This is a genomic window from Sphingobacterium cellulitidis, assembly GCF_043187465.1.
Lineage (GTDB): Bacteria > Bacteroidota > Bacteroidia > Sphingobacteriales > Sphingobacteriaceae > Sphingobacterium > Sphingobacterium cellulitidis.
This window is the reverse complement of record NZ_CP171136.1, coordinates 2,818,209-2,838,550: the sequence shown is the minus strand read 5'-3', so window position 1 is coordinate 2,838,550 and position 20,342 is coordinate 2,818,209. Positions and strand designations below refer to the sequence as shown.

Genomic DNA, 20,342 nt, shown 5'->3' with positions numbered 1-20,342 from the left:
GAATCAGTATTTTTTTATTTTTGAAGCTAATTTATCATAAAACGAAAAATGAGCTTTGCAAACATTGAATCTAGCTTAGAGAAATTATTTGATCTGGTATTACTTAAGATCCCAAGCATAGCGGTTGGATTTTTTATACTATTTATTGGTCGATACCTAATCAAATTCGTATTGAATTTTGTCGATAAGCGATTTGTCAAGAAGGATGTGGATATTTCTATCCGTTCTTTCATCAAAAGCTTAATGAAATTTGCGATGTATGCCCTGTTGATCCTGACAGTGGCAAATACCATGGGCATTGAAACAACTTCCTTTATTGCGGCCTTGTCTGCTTTTGGATTAGCAGTTGGTATGGCATTACAGGGAAGTTTATCAAATTTTGCCGGTGGTGTATTGATTTTGGTATTTAGACCTTTTGATGTCGGTGATTATATTTCCAGTGCTAACGGTTCCTCGGGATCTGTGGAGAGAATCGATTTATTGTATACGACAATAATCGATGATGATGGTATCCGTGTTTTTAGTCCTAATGGAACTTTAGCAAATTCGGTCATTAAGAATTACACCAAAATCACGGCTAGAAGAATGCAGTTTACCTTCGTATTATCTTATGATACGAATATTAAAACGGCTCGAGAAGCTATTCTTTCGGTATTAAATGCGGATGAGAGAATCTTGGATGCTCCCAAAAAGGAAGTGATTGTAGGGGATTTAAAAGAAACTGGGATTAGCTTGGTTGTTCGTGCCTGGGCGAATCGCGAAGTATTTTGGGCTACCAAAAATCAAATGGCAGAAGAAATTAAAGCTGTTTTGGATGGTAAGAATGTGGTATTTCCATCCAATATTGTTAAAATAATTGATGAAACACCTTCGGATGAAACGGAAAATAAGTTATTCCCTAATCCATAGAATTTATTAAAACGTAATATCGGTAAGCTACAACAGCCTGTTGTAGCTTACTTAGTTTAGAGGGATCCTCCTTGCTATAGCGTGGCAATACTTTTTGATTGATTTTATTCAAAAATTTAAAGAGTCCCTTTTTCATATTCTTTTTAATGAATCAGTAAATTTAATCCTACCGCCAATAAAGCCCCAATAATTGGACCAAGAACCGGAACCCATGCATATCCAGCATCGAATCCTGCCTTGTTTTTGATCGGTAAGATGGAATGCATGATCCTAGGGCCTAAATCCCTTGCAGGGTTGATGGCATAGCCTGTAGTTCCACCCAAAGATAAACCAATCACCCATACTAAAAATGCAACTGGAATCGCTCCAATCGAGCCTAATCCGACAATCGATTCATCGGATAATTTCGCATCTGTAAAATGAAGAATGGTAAATATCAACACAAAGGTACCTACGATCTCTGAGATTAAATTGATTGACTGATTGCGAATCGCCGGTTCTGTACAAAATACCGCTCTTTTTGCACCTGGATCTTCCGTCGCATCAAAGTGGTTTTTATAGACCAACCAAACAACTGAAGCTCCGATCATGGCTCCAAGAAATTGTGCGCCTATATAGGATAGGGAAGTAGCAAGGTCCATTTTACCCAAGGCAAGGTTAGCAATCGTAACTGCACAGTTTAAATGTGCTCCAGAATATGGCGCTGCAATATTTACCCCTACAAATACAGCTAATGCCCAAGCGGTCGTAATAACGATCCAACCTGAATCATTTCCTTTGGTTTTGTTTAAGACTACATTGGCAACAACACCTCCACCCAGGAGAATCATAACTGCCGTGCCGACTAGTTCAGCTATAAATGGTGACATATATTAGGTTTAGTTATTTGTTTCTATAATTTATGAATGATTCGACCAGTAGATAACGGCATTGACTGCACGTTTCCATTCTTCCAGATTCTTTGCCAATTTCATGGATTTATTGCTCTCAATCCGTTTGTCCTCTTGCCATAGGGCTTGTAATTCCTCAAGGTCCTTCCAGAATCCAACTGCTAAACCGGCTAAGAATGCAGCTCCCATTGCTGTAGTTTCGGTGATTTTAGGTTTTACTACAGTTGATTTTAAAATATCTGCCTGGAATTGCAATAAGAATTGATTTTGAGTCGCTCCACCATCAACGCGTAATTCCTTGATTTTGGTGTTTGAATCAGCTTCCATGGCTTTCAAGATGTCATGCGTCTGATAAGCAATGCTTTCAATGGCCGCTCTTGCAATATGGGCATCGGTGGTCCCTCTGGAAATTCCGAAAATCGTTCCTCGGGCATTTGGGTCCCAATGCGGAGCCCCAAGGCCTGCAAAGGCCGGTACCAAATAAACCCCATCGGTGTCTTCCACGGATGTCGCTAAGGCTTCAATATCACTGGATTTCTTGATGATCTTCAACTCATCCCGTAACCATTGAACAACGGCTCCTCCAATGAAAATACTACCCTCCAGGGCATAAACCACCTCTTTTCCAATCTTCCAACCGATGGTCGTTACCAACTTGTTCTCCGACTTTACAGGCTTGTTACCAATATTCATCAATAAAAAACAGCCTGTGCCATAGGTATTCTTCGCCATCCCTTTCTTAAGACACATTTGGCCAAATAAGGCCGCTTGTTGATCCCCAGCAATCCCCGCAATTGGGATAGGACGACTGCCCAATTCCGTAGAAGTCTCCCCGTAGACTTCAGAAGAACTTTTTACTTCCGGTAATAAGGATTCTGGGATATCAAATAACTTCAATAAATCCTTATCCCAGCTCAAATCATTAATATTATATAACATGGTCCTGGAAGCATTCGTCACATCCGTAACATGCTTCTCACCATTGGTCAAATTCCAAATCAACCATGAATCAATCGTCCCAAAAGCCAATTCATTGCGTTCAGCAAGCTTTCTGGCCCCTTTAACATGGTCCAAAATCCATTTTATCTTGGTTGCAGAAAAATACGAATCGATTAATAATCCGGTTTTTTCCTGAACCTTTTCCAAATGACCTTCCTTGATCAGTTGCGCACAATAGTCTGCAGTTCGGCGATCTTGCCATACAATAGCATTGTAGATAGGCTCTCCGGTTCGGCGATTCCAAACTACCGTAGTCTCCCTTTGATTGGTAATACCGATTCCTTTTATGGATTCCAATTTGGTTTTGGACTTCGTTAAGACTTCAGTGAATACCGCCATTTGGCTGGACCAAATTTCCTGAGGGTCATGCTCCACCCATCCTGATTTCGGATAAATCTGCTGAAATTCCTTTTGCGCAATATTGACAATATCACCCTTCTTGTTGAATAAGATGGCTCTTGAACTGGTCGTACCTTGGTCTAATGCTATGATATATTCTTTCATTATTTAATTTTATAAGATATTGAATTATAACATGTAGCGTTTAGCTAATTCAATGTATTGGTTAACTTCTTTTTGTGTCCACTCTGCTGATTTCCCCAATTCCTTGGCCATGATTTCTGCAACTTTAGGTGCAGCTTCAATGGAAGCCTTAGCATCCAATAGGAGTAATCGACATCTACGTGCTAGAAAATCTTCTACCTTACGGATCATCTCGTATCGGCAGGCCCAAACAACTTCAGCAGCGTTGTATTCATATCCCTCAACTAATAATTCACGCAGCGATTCATCCTCTTGGATCAAGTGTTGGATAGCTTGATAATCCTTGCCGTAAAGATTCCAATGGGCATGATACACATCAGGGGTGGAGCCATGGATTTCTAGGTTTTTGGTCTTGCAAGGAACATCTTTTAATCCCGCAACTTGAATTGCCATATCCACCGTGTCTTCTGCCATCTTGCGATAGGTAGTCCATTTTCCACCAGTAATGGTAATCAGGTTAGATTCACTACGGATTAATTTGTGATCCCTGGAAATCTCCTTAGTACTTTCATCATCATCCTTTGGAGCCGCCAGAGGCCGTAAACCCGCATATATAGCCAAGATATCTTCTCTTTTCGGAGCTGGATCTAAATAACTATCCGCGGTTTCCAAAATAAAGTTTATCTCATCTTCCATCGGCCTAGGTTCTATCATATGTTCCTTGATGGGAATATCCGTGGTTCCCAAGAGCACCTTTCCATGCCAAGGAACTCCAAAGAGTACTCTTCCATCACTAGTTTCAGGAATCATCAGGGCATCTATGCCATCCAAAAATTTACGATCGATAACGATATGTGACCCTTGACTTGGCCGAACGAGGTTTTTATGAGTAGGCGAATCTAACTTCAAAATATCATCCACAAAGACACCAGTTGCATTAATAACAGACTTAGCTTTAAGCGAATAGGTTTCATTACTTTCAGTATCTCTTACGGTTAATCCATTCACTAACCCTTTTTCATCCTTATGAATTTCAATGGCTTCCACATAGTTCAAAACTGTCGCGCCATGTTCAATGGCAGTCTGTCCAAGATTCACCGCTAAACGGGCATCATCAAATTGACCATCATAATAAAGGATGCCGCCTTTTAAATTCTTCGGATTGATATGCGGTAGCTTTTGGATCACTTCGGCCTTGGAAAGTCCTTCGGAATTACCAATCCGAAGACTGCCGGCCAGCCAATCATAAAGCTTCAGGCCAATAAGATATTTTAATTTACTGAAGGTAGAGTAGACAGGAATAATAAAAGATTGAACCGAAGAGACATGCGGAGCATTTTTGAAAATTAATCCTCTTTCGCGGAGGGCACCCATAACGAGTTTTATATCCCCATTTGCTAAGTATCGAACTCCACCATGAACTAATTTGGTGCTTTTACTGGATGTTCCTTTCGCAAAGTCATATTTTTCTATTAATAATACCTTGAAACCTCGACTCGCAGCGTCTACTGCAGTGCCTAATCCGGTGGCACCTCCACCGATGATTATTAGGTCCCAAACGATTGCTTCTTTTAATGTATTGAGTTGATCAGATCTATTGATTACAGCGAGCATCTAAATGTGTTTTATGCTAAATGTAAGAAATTTTAAGAAGAAATGAATCCTATTCATTTGAGTTAATAATAATTTAATGGGCATATTTTTCTGTAAAAATCCCTGTATTTCAGTTTTTAATCTTAAATAATTTGTTATTTTTGAGTCTATTATCCATACATTTTACCTGCGAATACCTCAGTTATTTTTATTTATTTTTCTTAAATTATCTTTAATATTGTTTTATTGCATGTCTGGGCAGATGGGTTGTATTGGCGAAAGTAATAATTCATTTACGCAAACGTTTGTTTAGGTTTTGTAGAGAACTGATAAGGAGGTTTGGCGATAAATAATAAAGTTATGACTGAATGTGATAAATGAAAACTGAAAAGTTTTCCTACAATTGTGAAACTAAATCTATTTATACAATTTTTATGATACAATAATCCGATTTTTTGCTGCAAGATGAACCCAAAATAGGGGGATTCCAAGCATTAGATTAGTTTGTTATATCCGATTGAATCATAAATTTTATGAAAGAAAACAATAATAATACTTCTAGGCGCGATTTCATCAAGAAATCGTTGATTGGGGCAGCAGCATTTACTATTGTGCCTCGTTTTGTACTTGGAAAGGGCTACCTAGCACCTAGCGACCACCTGACTAAAGGGGTGATCGGAGTAGGGTCAATGGGTAGAGGTCACTTTGCTTATGCCGGTACTAAAACGGTTGCAATCTGTGATGTTGACACTAGACATTTAGCATTAGCTCAAAAAGCTTTGGGCGGTGGTATCAAAGAACACCATGACTTCCGCGATTTAATCTCTAATCCTGAAGTAGATATCGTCCATATCGCAACTCCTCCACATTGGCACGGATTAATGGCAGTAGAAGCAGCTCGCTCTGGAAAAGATATCTGGTGTGAAAAACCAATGACCAGAACTATCGGTGAAGGTAAGAAAGTGAAAGAAGCTGTAAAACAACATGGTAATATTTTTAGATTAAATACCTGGTTCCGTTTTGATGCTAATTTCTATGGCATGAACGTACCAGTGAAGAAAATTAAAAAATTAGTGGATACAGGTATGTTGGGATGGCCACTGAAAGTGACTATCAGTAAACATACTGGTTTCGACTGGAAATTCTACTGGGTAGGTAAAACTAACCTTCCTGTTGAACAGGTGCCTAAAGAACTTGATTATGAAATGTGGTTAGGACCTGCTCCGCATAAACCGTATAGCTCACACCGTACGCACTTAACGTTTAGAGGTTACTGGGATTATGACGGTGGTGGTCTTGGAGATATGGGTCAGCACTATATGGACCCAGTTCAATATTTCCTAGGTAAAGACAATGAAAGCCCAGTGAAGATTGAAGTGGATGCTCCTCAACAACACTCCGATGCTGTAGGTACCTGGAGAAAAATCACCTATACCTATGCTGATGGATGTCAAATCATCCTGGATGGGGAAGGTACTGAAGAAGGAAAAGCCTATATCGAAGGTCCAAATGGAAAATTATACAAAGGCTTTGTTTCTGATATTCCTGATTTGGAACGCAAATTAGCACAATATCCAGATCCTGCTCCGCAGATTACAGACTTCGTGGAAGCAGTTCGTACGCGTCAAAAATTTGCGCTGAACGAAGAAAACGGGTATTACTCTTGTACATTGGTAAACTTAGGCCTTGCCGCATTGCGATTGAACAGAACCTTACATTATGATTCTGCAAAGCAAGAGTTTGTAAACGATGAAGCAGCCAACAGATTGATTAACCAGCCAATGAGAGGACCTTGGTCTTTCTAATACCGACAAAACATGAAAAAAGTATTTAACACGATAGCCGCATTATTATTTTTACAAGTTGCAGCTTATGCTCAACAACCTTCAGGCCGGACTACGGCGACCAAGATTGCTGATGTATTGGCGCAACAACCTGCTGAAGAACAAGCCAAGTTCATTATGGCCATGAAAGAATTGGAAGGATTTACTTCTGAAGATGTTTCTGCGCTCTTATTAGGCTTAAAACCACAAGGAGGTAATAATGCCCCTGTAGAATATGCAACCAATTCCTATGCATTTTTCGTGATGCAACCTAACATGGAGAGCCAACGTGCTACCTATGTGAAAGGATTATTGGATGCCTTGGATAAATTGACCGACAAAAACAATAAAGGTTATGTTTTTGAAGTGTTGAAATTCTGTGCTAAGAACGATGCCATCGATAAGGTTGCGCCATACCTGGCCGATGAAGAATTAGCAGAGAAAGCTGCTCGCGTTCTGAACGCTATCCATACTCCTGAAGCTGCATCTGCACTGAATGCTGCATTGAATAGCTCCTCAACGGAAAAAACAGCGACTGCTATTGTTACTGCATTAGGAGAACTGGAATCAGCTGATGCTGAGGCAAAAATCATCGAATTGATTTCAAAATATAACTCTGATAATTTCCAGTTGGCGGCTTTAACTGCATTGAGTAAAATCGGCGGAGTGAATTCTTCTGAAACATTCCTGAAAAAGGTGGAAGAGAAGAGTTACCAGTATGATAAAACCAATGCCGCTAGTTTGGCAGTGGATTATGCTGAAAGCTTGGCGAAAAAAGATAAAGATGCTGAAGCAACTCGTTTTGCAACCGCATTATATAAAAATGCTACGGCATTTAAAGCGCCAACCATCCAAGCTGGTGCTATCTCTGTATTAACTTCAATCAATCCAGCTAAACAAAAGAAGCAATTGATAAAATTAGCTTCTAACGAAGATAAATTGCTTCGTAATGTTGCATTGAACTTATTGGCTGATGAAGCGAAAGCAAGTGACTTGGTGAAGTTGGCCGGTTCATTGAGAAAATTGGATGGCGATGCACAAGAGAGTGTATTGAATTTCCTGGCGACTGAAGATGCAACTGGATCTATCAAAGCCATCGAAAAAAGCTTTCCAGCTTTAAAAGATGAAGAAGCTAAGATTGCTGCCTTAAATGCACTTTCGGTATTATCTAAAGGCACAAATTCAGCATTCCTGATCCAACAGATCCCGAATGCTTCTGAAAAGGAATTGGCAGTTATTAAAACCTTGCTTTTATCTTCTCAGGATAAAGCCGCAATGGATGCTGTCAATGGCGCATTAGCAACTGCGGATGCGAAAACACAGGTTGCTTTATTGGATGTGTTGAGTCATAGAACCAACCCTTCTTCTTCAGCTGCTGTATTGCCTTTAACTGCTTCTTCGGATGCAGCGGTTAGATTGGCTGCTTTTAAAGCTCTATCAAATACCGTAAATCCTGATAACCTTGATGCTGTAATCCAATTATTGGATAACGCTTCTGGAGAGGAGTTAAAATATGCACAACAAGCAGCGATTGATGCTATCAATGCTAGCCCGGACAAGGATGCTAAAATCCAACGTCTAGCTGCTAACATTTCTCGTTCTGCAGCGCCTTCAGCAGGGAAATACTTCCCAATATTTGCTGGGGTAGGTGGTTCTGAAGCTTTAAAAGCGGTTGAAAATTATGTGTCAAGTAATGGCCCGTTAAAAGCTGAATCTATTCAGGCTCTTGCAAACTGGTCAAATTCTGAATCTTTACCGGTATTGATTCGTTTATCAAAAACTGAAAAGGATCCAGCATTATTTAGCAGCATCTTCAATGGATTAATCAAGCAATTAAATGCTAGTAATGTTAATCCTGATCAGAAGACTCTATTGTTGAAAGATGCTTTTGCATTGGCTCAAGATAACAAGCAAAAATCAGCTGCCTTATCAAACTTACAGTCTACGGGAACTTACCAAGCCTTAATGTTCGCGGCAAAATACATGAATGATGCTCAATTAGGTGGAGCAGCAACGAATGTAGCCATGAATATCGCGATGGATAATAAAGCTTTTATTGGTCCTGAGGTTCGTCAAATCTTAAATGATGCGGCAACAAAATTATCAGGAAGTGAAAGTTCATACCTAAAGGAAGCTATTGTTCGTCACTTAGCAGAAATGCCAAGTGGTGAGGGCTATGTTTCCATGTTCAATGGTAAGGATTTGACAGGCTGGCAAGGGTTGGTTGAAAATCCAATCAAACGTGCTAACATGTCAAAAGCTGAACTGGCAAAGAAACAGGTTGAAGCCGATAAGAAAATGCGTGAAAGCTGGACTGCCGAGAATGGCGATTTAGTGTTCAGTGGACATGGAGATAACATCGCATCGATTAAAAAGTATGGCGATTTCGAAATGTTGGTAGACTGGAAATTGGACCCTAATGGTAAAGAACCAGATGCAGGTATCTATTTGAGAGGAACTCCACAAGTTCAGATCTGGGATATTTCCAGAGTTGAAGTAGGAGCGCAGGTAGGTTCTGGTGGTTTGTATAACAACGCCAAGAATGCCAAAGATCCAATCAAAGTTGCGGACAACGCCTTAGGAGAATGGAATACCTTTAAAATCAAAATGGTTGGTGAGGATGTTTCTGTATGGTTGAATGGTGAATTAGTGGTGGACAATGTACCATTGGAAAACTACTGGGACCGCAATCAATCTATTTTCCCAACGGAGCAAATCGAACTTCAAGCACATGGTTCACGAGTATGGTACCGTGATATCTATATCAAGGAAATCGCTCGTAAGGAAGTTTATACTTTAAGCAATCAAGAGAAGCAAGAAGGATTTGACCTATTATTTGATGGAACGAATTTAGATAAGTGGACGAGTACTCCGGCTTATGAGATTACACCTGAAGGATACATCCGTTCGAATCCAGATGCTAAATTCGGCAAGAACTTGTACACGAAAGATGAATATGCTGACTTCGTTTACAGATTTGAGTTTAAATTGACTCCTGGAGCAAACAATGGAGTAGGAATCCGCACACCATTGGATGGAGATGCTGCTTATTCAGGTATGGAAATCCAAATCCTGGATGATGGCGCAGATGTGTACAAAGATTTGAAACCTTATCAATATCACGGATCGGTTTACGGTATTATCGCTGCTAAACGTGGCGCCCTAAATCCTGTTGGAGAATGGAATACTGAAGAAATCCGTATTCAAGGTGATAAAATCAAAGTCACTGTCAATGGAAAAGTAATCGTTGATGCCGATTTGAAGCAAGCAACTAAAAATGGTGCTGCTGATGGAAAAGATCACCCAGGATTAAAGAATAACTCTGGTCACATTGGTTTCTTAGGACATGGTACGGAAGTATTCCTTAGAAATATCCGAGTGAAAAAATTATAGTTAATCATTTTTTATAGAAAAGCGCCAGTATTTACTGGCGCTTTTTTTTATGTCTAATTTATTGTCAGATTTTTAGGCTCATTTTACTCCACTTCGGGAATTATTTTGGTCTAATTATATGTTCTAGCGGAATGCTATCGGATCTCCCTCGGGTTTCCTTCGGACCTCCGTCGCAAAAATTCGAACAAAATCCGAAGGAGATCCGAAGAAGGTCCGGAGAAAGTCCCCATAAACTGCTATCTTGATTTAAATTTGGAGTTTATTTTTTCTGAATTTCAAGGCTCAACGGCAAGCTCATCAAAACTCCTTTTATTCTTGAGTTGGATGAATTATTTAGCCAATAAAACGTAAAATATAGCTGACAAAATGGGTTATTCCTAAGGATTCTCGTATACTTGCCCTATAAACAATAATCAATTATTCATGAATAAGATTAACCTAATTATTTCTTGTTTGGTTTTAGGTTCTATGGGGAGCAGTTACGCTCAGTTAGCACCTCTAACAGTCGATAAAATAATGCGCGATCCCAAATGGATGGGAACTTCTCCTTCAAATTACCGCTGGTCAGAAAATAGTAAATACCTGTTTTTTGATTGGAATCCGGAAAGCAAGGATAAAAGCCAAGTTTATCGTCTTGATATTGCCTCCAAGAAATATGAATTGAGTTCTGATAGCATTGCAAGATTGGAAGTTGTACCTGATTATATCTATAACCAGGATAAAAGCATGGCTTTGTTCGAGCGGGATGGTGATTTATTCGTTAAATCTAAGAATAGGGTTAATCGCCTGACAGAAACCGTAGAACGTGAAAGCCCACTTTCCTTCCTGATAAATAATGAAATTGTATTTCAGCGGAATGATAATGTTTATGTGATGGATTTAGGTTCGAACCAAGTTCGACAACTGACGAATTTTCAAAGGGGATCCAAACCAACAGGAGAACAGAAATTGAGTGCTCAGGATGAATGGTTGAAAAAAGATCAAGAGCAACTTTTTGAGGTCTTTAAAGAAGAGGATCGTTTAAAGGATAAATCGAAAAGAAAAGAATCGAAGAAACCCTTATACCTTGGGGATTCATTCTTGGGAGGATTATCCGTAAGTCCAGATGGGAAATTTGTCACTTATAGGTTGATTACTCCAGCAAAAGGAAATCGGAATACCATTGTTCCTGATTTTATTACGCGATCGGGTTATGTGGAAGATCTGAATATGCGGACGAAAGTTGGGAGTGCATTGACCCAATATAAAACCTTTGTCTATAAAGTTCTTCAGGATACTGCCTTAGAGGTAAAACCCGCTACCATTCCAGGAATCAAGGATCTGCCTGCTTATTTCAGTGATTATCCTGAGCGCTTGGCAGAATTACAAAAAGCAAATGCTGACCGGAATATAAGTTGGGGAATTGGATCTTGGTCGCCTGATGCCAAATATGCGGTTATCACTGCCAAAGCACAGGACAATAAGGATTTTTGGATTCTAAGAGTTAATCCTGAGGACGCGAGTTTGGTTCAATTGGATAGGCAGCATGATGATGCCTGGATTTCGGGTCCGGGAATTGGCCGCGATGTGAAATGGTTGAACAATCATACTTTCTATTTCAATTCTGAGGCTTCAGGATATTCGCATTTGTACAGCTATGATCTGAACAACAACAATAAAAAACAATTGACCGAAGGCAACTGGGAGGTGCAATCCGTAGAACTATCGAAGGATGGCAAGACTTTTTATATCTCCGGAAATAAAGAACATCCAGGTATTACCCATTTTTATAGTCTGCCCGTTCAAGGTGGGAATTTGCAACAAATTACATCCATGAAGGGTGGTAATGAGGTGACGCTATCTCCGGATGAGAAATGGTTGGCAATTAATCATTCCACCATGAATACTCCTTGGGAGCTGTATTTGCAGAATAACAAGGCCCAATCCAAAGCGAATCAAATCACCAAATCAACGTCTGCGGAGTTTGAGAGTTATGCTTGGCGGGAGCCGGATATGATCAAGTTCCAAAATCGCCATGGGGATGATGTTTATGCTCGCGTCTATCCAGCGAAGAATCCACATCCTAATAAACCAGCGGTTGTATTTGTACATGGCGCTGGCTATTTGCAGAATGTGCATTATTGGTGGAGCCAGTATTTCAGGGAATATATGTTCAATAATATGTTGGCAGATAACGGCTATACCGTAATTGATATTGACTATACCGCAAGCTCAGGTTACGGAAGAAACCATAGAACCGGAATTTACAGACATATGGGGGGCAAGGATTTAACGGACCAAGTGGATGGAGTGAAGTACTTGGTAGACCATTATGGAGTTAATCCTGCAAATGTAGGGCTATATGGAGGCTCCTACGGAGGTTTTATTACTTTGATGGGATTGTTTACCGAACCGGATGTATTTAAGTCTGGAGCGGCTCTAAGATCGGTAACCGATTGGGCACATTATAACCATGGCTATACTGCCAATATCCTGAACACCCCAGTTGAAGATCCAATCGCCTTCAAAAGAAGTTCGCCAATTTATTTCGCAGATAAGCTGAAGGGTAATCTTTTGATGCTTCATGGAATGGTTGATGTCAATGTTCAATTCCAAGATATCGTAAGATTAAACCAACGCTTGATCGAACTAGGAAAAGAAAACTGGGAACTCGCAGTTTACCCGGTAGAAGACCATGGCTTTGTCCAACCAAGCAGCTGGACCGATGAATATAAACGGATTTTTAAATTGTTTGAAAATACGCTTAAGAAGTAAGGGGGGTGAACCGTATGGGGGCCGTATGCTATACGCCCGTACAGTGGTTTCATTTATTCGATAGCGTATTGAGAAGATTTGTTTGGGGGGCGTATGCGATACGCCCGTACAGTGGTTTTCATTTATTCGATAGCGTTTTTAGGAACCCCAGAGGGGTTCAATATTAGTAACATAATAGCATAAACGAACAGCCCCGCCCTAATGCAATCGCTTTAGCGATTGCATTAGGGCGGGGCATATTTTCTTGTAACACACTATTACTAACATTAAACTCCTCTGGAGTTTTTATTCCCGCTAGCAATTTTTCAGCCCCGTAGGGGTGACCTATTTATATGGGGATTCATTTCAACTATACAAACCTGGCACCGTATGGGGGGCGTATGCGATACGCCCGTACAATGCGTTTCATTTATTCGATATGCATTCCGCTTTGAATTTACAAACCCCGTAGGGGTGATATATTTGTAGCAAGAATCAATTATCCACGAACAGCCCCATCGGGGCGGCATGTTTTTACAACATATCGCCTAATAATAGATTCCGCATCTTAGATGCGGAATGACACTTCCGTTTGTGTTTTTTAAACAGATTCTTCGACGTTGCTCAGAATCCCTCTCCGATAACAAATCTAAAGGATTAACATTCTTCGTTACGCTCAGAATCTTTTTCAATCATGCCATAAGGCACCGTATGGGGGGCGTATGCGATTCGCCTGTACAATGGGTTTCATTTATTCGATAGCGTTTCTAGGAACCCCAGAGGGGTTCAATATAAGTAACATAATAGCATAAACGAACAGCCCCTCTCCATTGCAATCGCTTTAGCGATTGCAATGGAGAGGGGCTTATTTTCTTGTAACGCACTATTACTAATATTAAACTCCTCTGGAGTTTTTGTTCCCGCTAGCTATTTTTCAGCCCGTAGGGGTGACATATTTATATGGGGATTCATTTCAACCATACAATCCTGGCACCGTATGGGGGGCGTATGCGATACGCCCGTAAAATGGGTTTCATTTATTCGACAGCGTTTCTAGGAACCCCAGAGGGGTTCAATATTAGTAACAAAATAACATATATGAACAGCCCTGCCCTAATGCAATCGCTTTAGCGATTGCATTAGGGCAGGGCTTATTTTCTTGTAACACACTATTACTAATATTAAACTCCCCTGGAGTTTTTATTCCCGCTGTCATGTTTTCAGCCCCAACAGGGCTGCATATTGGTAGGGCGTATCGCATACGCCCTTTTACGATTATCCATCCACACATTATCCAACCCCATCGGGGTGACCTATTTATATGGGGATTCATTTCAACTATACAAACCTGGCACCGTATTGGGGGCGTATGCGATACGCCCGTACAATGCGATTCATTTATTCGCTATGCATTCCGCTTTGAATTTACAAACCCCGTAGGGGTGACATATTTGTAGCAAAGAATCATTTACCCACATACAGCCCCATAGGGGCGGCATATCTGTAGGTTGTATGCGATACGCCCGTACAATGCATTTCAAAAAAAAAGATTCTTCGGCATTGCCGAAGAATCTTTTTCCTTATTCTCTTTTAAATCCTTATCTTTCAATAAGCTATTAACCAATTAATTACTTTGTTATGAACTATAATCGTCTCTTGCTGCTGATTATTTCATTAACTGCGGCAGTAACCATGTTTTATTTTTTATTTGGATCCAATCAAGCCAATAAGGATATTGGCTATTTTGCGTTGCTCATCCTTCTTGCTACCAATGCTATTTATTTTCTTTTTTCCAAAGATTGGTTAAAAAGAGAATAGGCTAGGCAACATCTCTTAGATCCACTGCTACCACTCGTGATACGCCTTGTTCTACCATAGTCACACCGTATATGATATCGGTGCTGGCAATCGTACGTTTATTGTGTGAAACCACAATAAACTGGGATTGGTTGGAGAATTCGCGGATGATATTGTTGAATTTATCAATGTTGGTATCATCCAATGGTGCATCTACCTCGTCGAAAATACAGAACGGTGCTGGCTTCAAGAGGTAAAGGGAAAACAATAGGGCAGTGGAGGTCAATGTTTTCTCACCACCTGACAATTGGTTGATGGATAAAGGACGTTTTCCCTTAGGTCTAGCAATAATGTCAATATCTGATTCCAAAGGATTGTTCGGATCACTCAACACGATGTCACATGAATCTTCTTCATTGAAAAGCGAACGGAATACCTTGATAAAGTTTTCGCGAACCGTGGTGAAGGCATGCATGAACTTATCATTAGCCGATTGGTCGATTTCATGAATGGTACTCATCAGGGAAGCCTTGGCTTCCATAAGGTCTGTTTTCTCTTTTTGGATAAATCCATGACGCTCATCCATCTCATCGTAGGCTTCCTTCGCCATCGGGTTGATGCTACCATAATCATCCAATTGTTTCTTGAGCTTTCTGCAAGCAGTTTCCAAATCAGGCATGGATGGTCTTTCCTCTGGAATTTCGCCTTCCAATAAGTCTTGAAGCTCAATATTGAATTCTACCGACAACCTTTCCTTCAACGCATTCAAATCAATTTGAAGTGAGGTTTTCTTATCTTTTAATTGAGAAATCAAGGAGTCTGAAATGTCCTTGGATTTACGGAGTTGATTGATTTCGTCTTCCAGTTCGTTGATTATTTTTCTGGATTTAAAGAAATTCTCTTCAACCTCCTGTAGTCCTTTTTCCAATAAATCCTTCTGCTCATACATGGCACCTAAATCGGTGTCATTGTCATCTACAAAGCTTAAAGCCTCCTTTAGTTGAGATTTTACTTGTTCAAATTCCAGGGTAAACTTCTCAATTCGCTCCGCAAAGTTATCTCGTTGGCTTTCCCTAAACTCTAAATCCCTTTGAATGGTATTTACCTTGTTCTGTTGCTGATGGAACTTAATATTTTCTTGATTGAAAATAGATGATTTTTCGGTCAAGACCTCTGTTAGGTCATGATATTTATCTTCTAATTCACTTAATACCGATTGATTTTCAGTTGCGGTTTCCTTGAATTTTTGCAATTCAGGCTCAGAAGTCTTCAACTGCGCAAGGATGTTCGCAACCTTAGCCTCAATATCTTGCTTTCTGGTCTGACTGCTATTGATAAAGGTCTGGTATTGCTCTTGCTTCGTTTTTACAGAGGTTAATTCATTGTTTAAACGGTTCAATTGCATTCTTTGCTCATCGATAAATTCTTTTTGAGAACTACCCTTGAGACTAATCAATTTGCCATTTAATTCCTCTTGAGACTTCTGGATGCGGTCGATTTGTTCATTAAGATCCTTTATTTCCTTTTCCAGGATTTCCAAATTCTTCGCTCTACCAATGCGTTTTCCTTCAAACAGGCCTACAGAACCACCACTTATTCCCAATTTATTCTTGGCATATTTTCCTTCTTTTTGAAGGATAACCATGTTATCGGATGGAAGGTCAGATTCCAAGTCAATATTGGATTCGGAGTCCAATAAGTAGACATCTTTCAGAAGGTTATGGCAAAGGCTTTTATATTTATCATCAACTGTGATGATCTCCATTGCCGGAATCAATCCTTGGATAGGAGTAGCAGTTGTATTATTGATTGATTCATCCTTAATAGCCTCTAATACAAAGAAGTTAGCGCGTCCTCTTGAAGCATCACTTAATAGTTTTATGGCTTGAACTGCGTCCTCTTTTGACTCTACCACATAATGGTTCATGATAGGTTCCAGGAAGTTTTCCACGGCCACACGGTAATCTTCCTTACAGAAAAGGATGTCTGAAAACAGGGGTGGGTTTTTCTTCCAGCCGGCATGTTTTCTTAAGAATTTAATAGATTCTGGGAATCCTTCCAGATTATCCACCAGGGATTTGGTAAGATTATATTCGTTTTGTTTAGAATCGACCGAGCGAGCTTTTCTGCTGAGGTCATCAGCAGCATCCCTAAGTTTGGAATCACATTCATTAATCTGTCTTTGGATTTCCTCCTCGGTTCGCATGGACTCATCAAATTGATCCTGTTGAATAGCAACCCGTTCTTCCAGTTCAGCAACCGTTTTATTGAATTGATTTAATTCCAATTCCTTGGATTCCGTGTCATGGCTCGTTCTTAAGGATTCTTGCTCCAAAGCTTCTTTTTGAATGGCTAGGACGGCAAGTTCTTTTTCAAGTGCATAAATTTGACTTTGTAAAGATTGGCTATTTCTGGAAAACTCATCCAGTTTAGTTTTTGCAGAAACTTGTTGTGCTCTCAGTTCTTCAACTTCTAGCTTATTGCCATCTAATCCCTGTTTTACAATATCTAGGCTATTTTGCTCCTCAAATAACTCCTCATTTAATCTTTTGATTTGATATTCAACATGATTAAGTTGTTGTTTATCATTTTGAAGGTCATTATTTAATCGAGTTTCCTTTTCTTGTAAATGCAGTAACTGCGCATTTTTTATTTTTTTCTCAGATTCATAAGACCTGATTTTATTGATATATTCCTGGGTAGCTTTTTGTTGAGCAGAAAGGTTCTGTTCCTTCGAAAGAATTTCTGTTTTGGACTCCTGAAGGACTTTTTCCTTTGCTTCCATGCTAGAAAGGACATTCTTTAGCTTTTCTTGTTGATCAGCCTCCTGGTCAGTAATTCTTTCTAAATCGGTTTGAAAGCCTTCCAGCTTGTAATAGGCAAGACCAATGCTGGCTTCTTTATACTCATCCTTCAGTTTAAAGTATTTCTCTGCCTTTTTAGCTTGATTTTCAAGTGATTTTAAGTTCTTGTTAATTTCAAAAAGCAGGTCATCCACTCTAGAAAGGTCAGATTCGGTATCCTTTAATTTTGCTAAGGTCTGTTTTTTACGAACCTTATATTTGGATATCCCTGAAGCTTCTTCAAATAGGTTTCTTCTGGAATTATCTTTATTGGCGATAATTTCATCGATCATTTTTAATTCAATGATCGAATATGTATCCGTTCCGATTCCTGTATCGAGGAATAAGTCAGTGATATCTTTCAATCTACATTTAACATCATTCAAGCGGTATTCCGATTCGCCGGTTCTAAAGAGTTTTCTTGTGATTGTAACAGTAGCAAACTCAGTAGGAAGGATGTTCTTGGTATTGTCAAAGGTTAAGGAGACTTCGGCAAGATTTGCGGCTTTCCGGTTTTTTGTGCCGTTAAAGATGATATTCTCCATTTTATCAGAGCGTAGGTTTTTGGTGCTTTGTTCACCTAGTACCCAACGCATTGCGTCAACAACATTAGATTTTCCACATCCATTGGGACCAACGATGGCAGTAACCCCTTCATTAAAATTAATGGTTACTTTATCACCGAAACTTTTAAAACCTCTTATCTCTAATTTTGTAAGTTGCATTAGCTCTTCTACGTAAAAAATGTGTGCGAAATTAAGGAATTTCAACAATGATTGAAACACCTTTAATTGGAAGCTTAATGAAGTAAATTTAGGAACTCTAAGCTAGTACTTCCTTAAAATAAACAAATTGAGCTTCATCTTCTTTTAGGATTCTAAAGATACCTTTGGAAACACGGAGGTACCCAGATATGGCGGTCAGTGCCCATGCGATTGGGGTTGTAATTTCCAGTTGTGCGCTTGTCAAATAGCCGAAATCGTAGAATTCACCATAATTTTTAATAATTTCCAGTTCTTCTTTTTCTTTAGGGCTGATATTGGGGTTATCCCATCTCCAGGTCCAAATGGATTGATCAGCGTTTAAAGAACCTACAATCTGAAACGAAAGATTCAAGGAAGAATTGTCTTCATGCGAGAAGGTAATGGTATTATTTTCCCAATCGACAGTGTAGGTGGAGAAATGGCCGAATGCAAAATCATCTTCCAACAATTCCTGTTGGTCAGTAATGTATTCGTGGGCTTTCGCATGTAATACACGAAAGGACTCATCGATTTTGGGTTTCTCAAGGCTCATAGGTCATAAATATAGCAAAACCTTAAAAATTAGAAAAGCCCAAATAAATGGGCCTTTCTGTTTTTATGGATGTATTGTAAAGCTGCCTATGTGTAAAGTGTTAATCTGTAATGTCATAAACACTGTAAGTCAATTCTAAAGGAAATGTACTTTTACCCTTATTTCCAATAAGCATAAAGTTGTAGTGTTTATTGTGTTCAAGATTAATTTCGTCAATTTTAGCAAGGACATTTCCTTGTTCATCTACGGCTGTCACAGTGGTTTTACCTGTTGTTGCTTCCCTAAAAATTTGTGTTTGTGCTAGGGTAGAAGGGTTTTCTTGAACCCGATTGCTAGTACCTGTGATTTCTTGCGTACCTACTTTAAAGTTTACTTTCCCAACTTGGTTGGCCAAATGAAAGAATCTAACACCAGTTTTGTTCTCTGGATTTTTAATTTCCACATCGGGTACACGAATAAATTTAGGTTTCTCCTTAGTTCCATAAACCATACAGCTATAGAAAACAGAGTCAGTAAATGTTAAAGTCGTATCAATAATAGGTTGATTAGTCATCCTATCGACAACCTGAATCTTTTTATTTCCAGGAATAGCAAAGAACATTGAAATTCCTTTGTAATTAGGGTTAGCTGGATTTAGAATGTTACCATTAACGGCATATATTATTCCTGCCTCTCCCGGGAAAAAATTAAATAAGGAAACTGCCGGGTAATTCAAATCAGGATAATCATCGTTTTCTTTCAAACAACTAGTTAAAGTAAGGAAACTTAATAAGATGACTATTAATAAGCTATGTTTTTTCATTTGTTCAGTAAATTCTTTTTTGAGTAATAATTTGTGAACGTTCAATAAAAAAACGGGAATGATTCAGCTTATGCTACAATGTGGCAAAAAATATTTTTATTATTAACGTATTGGCCTTAGAATAAGCCAAAATTGAAAGAAATTTTAAAGAAATATTACAGAAAGAAAAGGTTTAAATAGCCTTTCTTTTTGGATTTAATTTTTCCTTTGCCAATCGTTTGATGAATTCTTCCAGTCCAATTTTTTGAATAGTAAAAACCTCTTGTTCGTAAATTGGAAGCAGTTCTACCAATTGAACCGAGGAGTTTTTTCTGGCATCGGGAATCCGATCCTGCAAGAGATTGGTATCTGCAGGTATCACGACAAAAGCGTTTAATTCAGATTCAGCACTTATTTTTTGTCCTAGACGGATGATCTCACCCTGATTAAATGGGCAATCTCCCCGTAAATGATTTGCTAAATATCCAATAACATGCGCCCAAGCCATATCCTGAGAGTTTATCTGCAGGTAGATTTCAATCCGATTATGTTGGTCAGGATGGTTGGCAAAGGATACGCCATAGGATAAACTTATTAAAGGATGCTCCTCAGATTTAGGAAAAACCAAAGTATAGATAAAAGGGAGACCTTTTTTGACACTTTTTTCCCGAAAGACCTGCGATTTTTCTTGAAGAATGTTTTCAAGTTGGCTACGATAATGTTCCAATGGGGACTTAAGAAAATCTGGTTTTTTAAAAATCATCTGAAGAAATATCCTGTTTTTTATGGCAAAAGTAGGGAA

At 39.3% G+C, this 20,342-nt stretch carries 12 protein-coding genes; 5 read left to right on the top strand and 7 right to left on the bottom strand.

The annotated features are described in order from the left end of the window. The first annotated feature begins 48 nt into the window (after nt 1–48). Entirely contained in the window at nt 49–909 is an 861-nt protein-coding gene (locus tag ACF3OC_RS12500; protein ID WP_094258875.1) for a mechanosensitive ion channel family protein, read from the top strand. 143 nt (nt 910–1,052) lie between these two features. Here ACF3OC_RS12500 and ACF3OC_RS12495 read toward each other — a convergent pair whose 3' ends face one another. Genes ACF3OC_RS12495 through ACF3OC_RS12485 form a run of 3 tightly spaced genes read right to left on the bottom strand, consistent with a single transcriptional unit; the run spans nt 1,053 to nt 4,895 of the window. Further along, complete coding sequence (locus ACF3OC_RS12495) at nt 1,053–1,778, bottom strand: MIP/aquaporin family protein (protein WP_094258876.1); 726 nt, start codon at nt 1,776–1,778, stop codon at nt 1,053–1,055. A 30-nt stretch (nt 1,779–1,808) separates the two neighbouring features. Continuing rightward, entirely contained in the window at nt 1,809–3,302 is a 1,494-nt protein-coding gene (gene glpK / locus ACF3OC_RS12490; RefSeq protein ID WP_094258877.1) for a glycerol kinase GlpK, read from the bottom strand. Nucleotides 3,303–3,326: 24 nt separating this feature from the next. Next, nucleotides 3,327–4,895, bottom strand: coding sequence for a glycerol-3-phosphate dehydrogenase/oxidase (locus tag ACF3OC_RS12485; RefSeq protein ID WP_094258878.1), 1,569 nt, complete (start codon nt 4,893–4,895; stop codon nt 3,327–3,329). 512 nt (nt 4,896–5,407) lie between these two features. Here ACF3OC_RS12485 and ACF3OC_RS12480 point away from each other — a divergent pair. The 4 genes from ACF3OC_RS12480 (at nt 5,408) to ACF3OC_RS12465 (ending at nt 14,641) form a co-directional block, all read left to right on the top strand. Continuing rightward, nucleotides 5,408–6,679, top strand: a complete 1,272-nt coding sequence (locus ACF3OC_RS12480) for a Gfo/Idh/MocA family oxidoreductase (protein ID WP_094258879.1) — start codon at nt 5,408–5,410, stop codon at nt 6,677–6,679. A 12-nt stretch (nt 6,680–6,691) separates the two neighbouring features. Beyond that, nucleotides 6,692–10,090, top strand: coding sequence for a DUF1080 domain-containing protein (locus ACF3OC_RS12475; RefSeq protein WP_094258880.1), 3,399 nt, complete (start codon nt 6,692–6,694; stop codon nt 10,088–10,090). A 423-nt stretch (nt 10,091–10,513) separates the two neighbouring features. Further along, nucleotides 10,514–12,844 (top strand): prolyl oligopeptidase family serine peptidase, encoded by a 2,331-nt coding sequence (locus ACF3OC_RS12470; protein WP_392469298.1) that lies wholly within the window; start codon nt 10,514–10,516, stop codon nt 12,842–12,844. 1,617 nt (nt 12,845–14,461) lie between these two features. Beyond that, nucleotides 14,462–14,641, top strand: a complete 180-nt coding sequence (locus ACF3OC_RS12465; protein WP_094258883.1) for a hypothetical protein — start codon at nt 14,462–14,464, stop codon at nt 14,639–14,641. Between the two features lies 1 nt (nt 14,642). Here ACF3OC_RS12465 and smc read toward each other — a convergent pair whose 3' ends face one another. The 4 genes from smc to ACF3OC_RS12445 all read right to left on the bottom strand — a co-directional run bounded on the left by smc (nt 14,643) and on the right by ACF3OC_RS12445 (nt 20,303). Beyond that, nucleotides 14,643–18,188 (bottom strand): chromosome segregation protein SMC, encoded by a 3,546-nt coding sequence (gene smc, locus ACF3OC_RS12460; RefSeq protein WP_094258884.1) that lies wholly within the window; start codon nt 18,186–18,188, stop codon nt 14,643–14,645. Between the two features lie 97 nt (nt 18,189–18,285). Continuing rightward, entirely contained in the window at nt 18,286–18,759 is a 474-nt protein-coding gene (locus tag ACF3OC_RS12455) for a DUF6882 domain-containing protein (RefSeq protein ID WP_094258885.1), read from the bottom strand. A gap of 100 nt (nt 18,760–18,859) precedes the next feature. Beyond that, on the bottom strand, nt 18,860–19,561 hold the full coding sequence (locus tag ACF3OC_RS12450) for a DUF4397 domain-containing protein (RefSeq protein WP_141202160.1): 702 nt from the start codon (nt 19,559–19,561) through the stop codon (nt 18,860–18,862). A 172-nt stretch (nt 19,562–19,733) separates the two neighbouring features. Next, a complete protein-coding gene (locus ACF3OC_RS12445; protein WP_094258887.1) occupies nt 19,734–20,303 on the bottom strand; it encodes a suppressor of fused domain protein in 570 nt (189 codons plus the stop codon). Between the last annotated feature and the right edge of the window lie 39 nt (nt 20,304–20,342).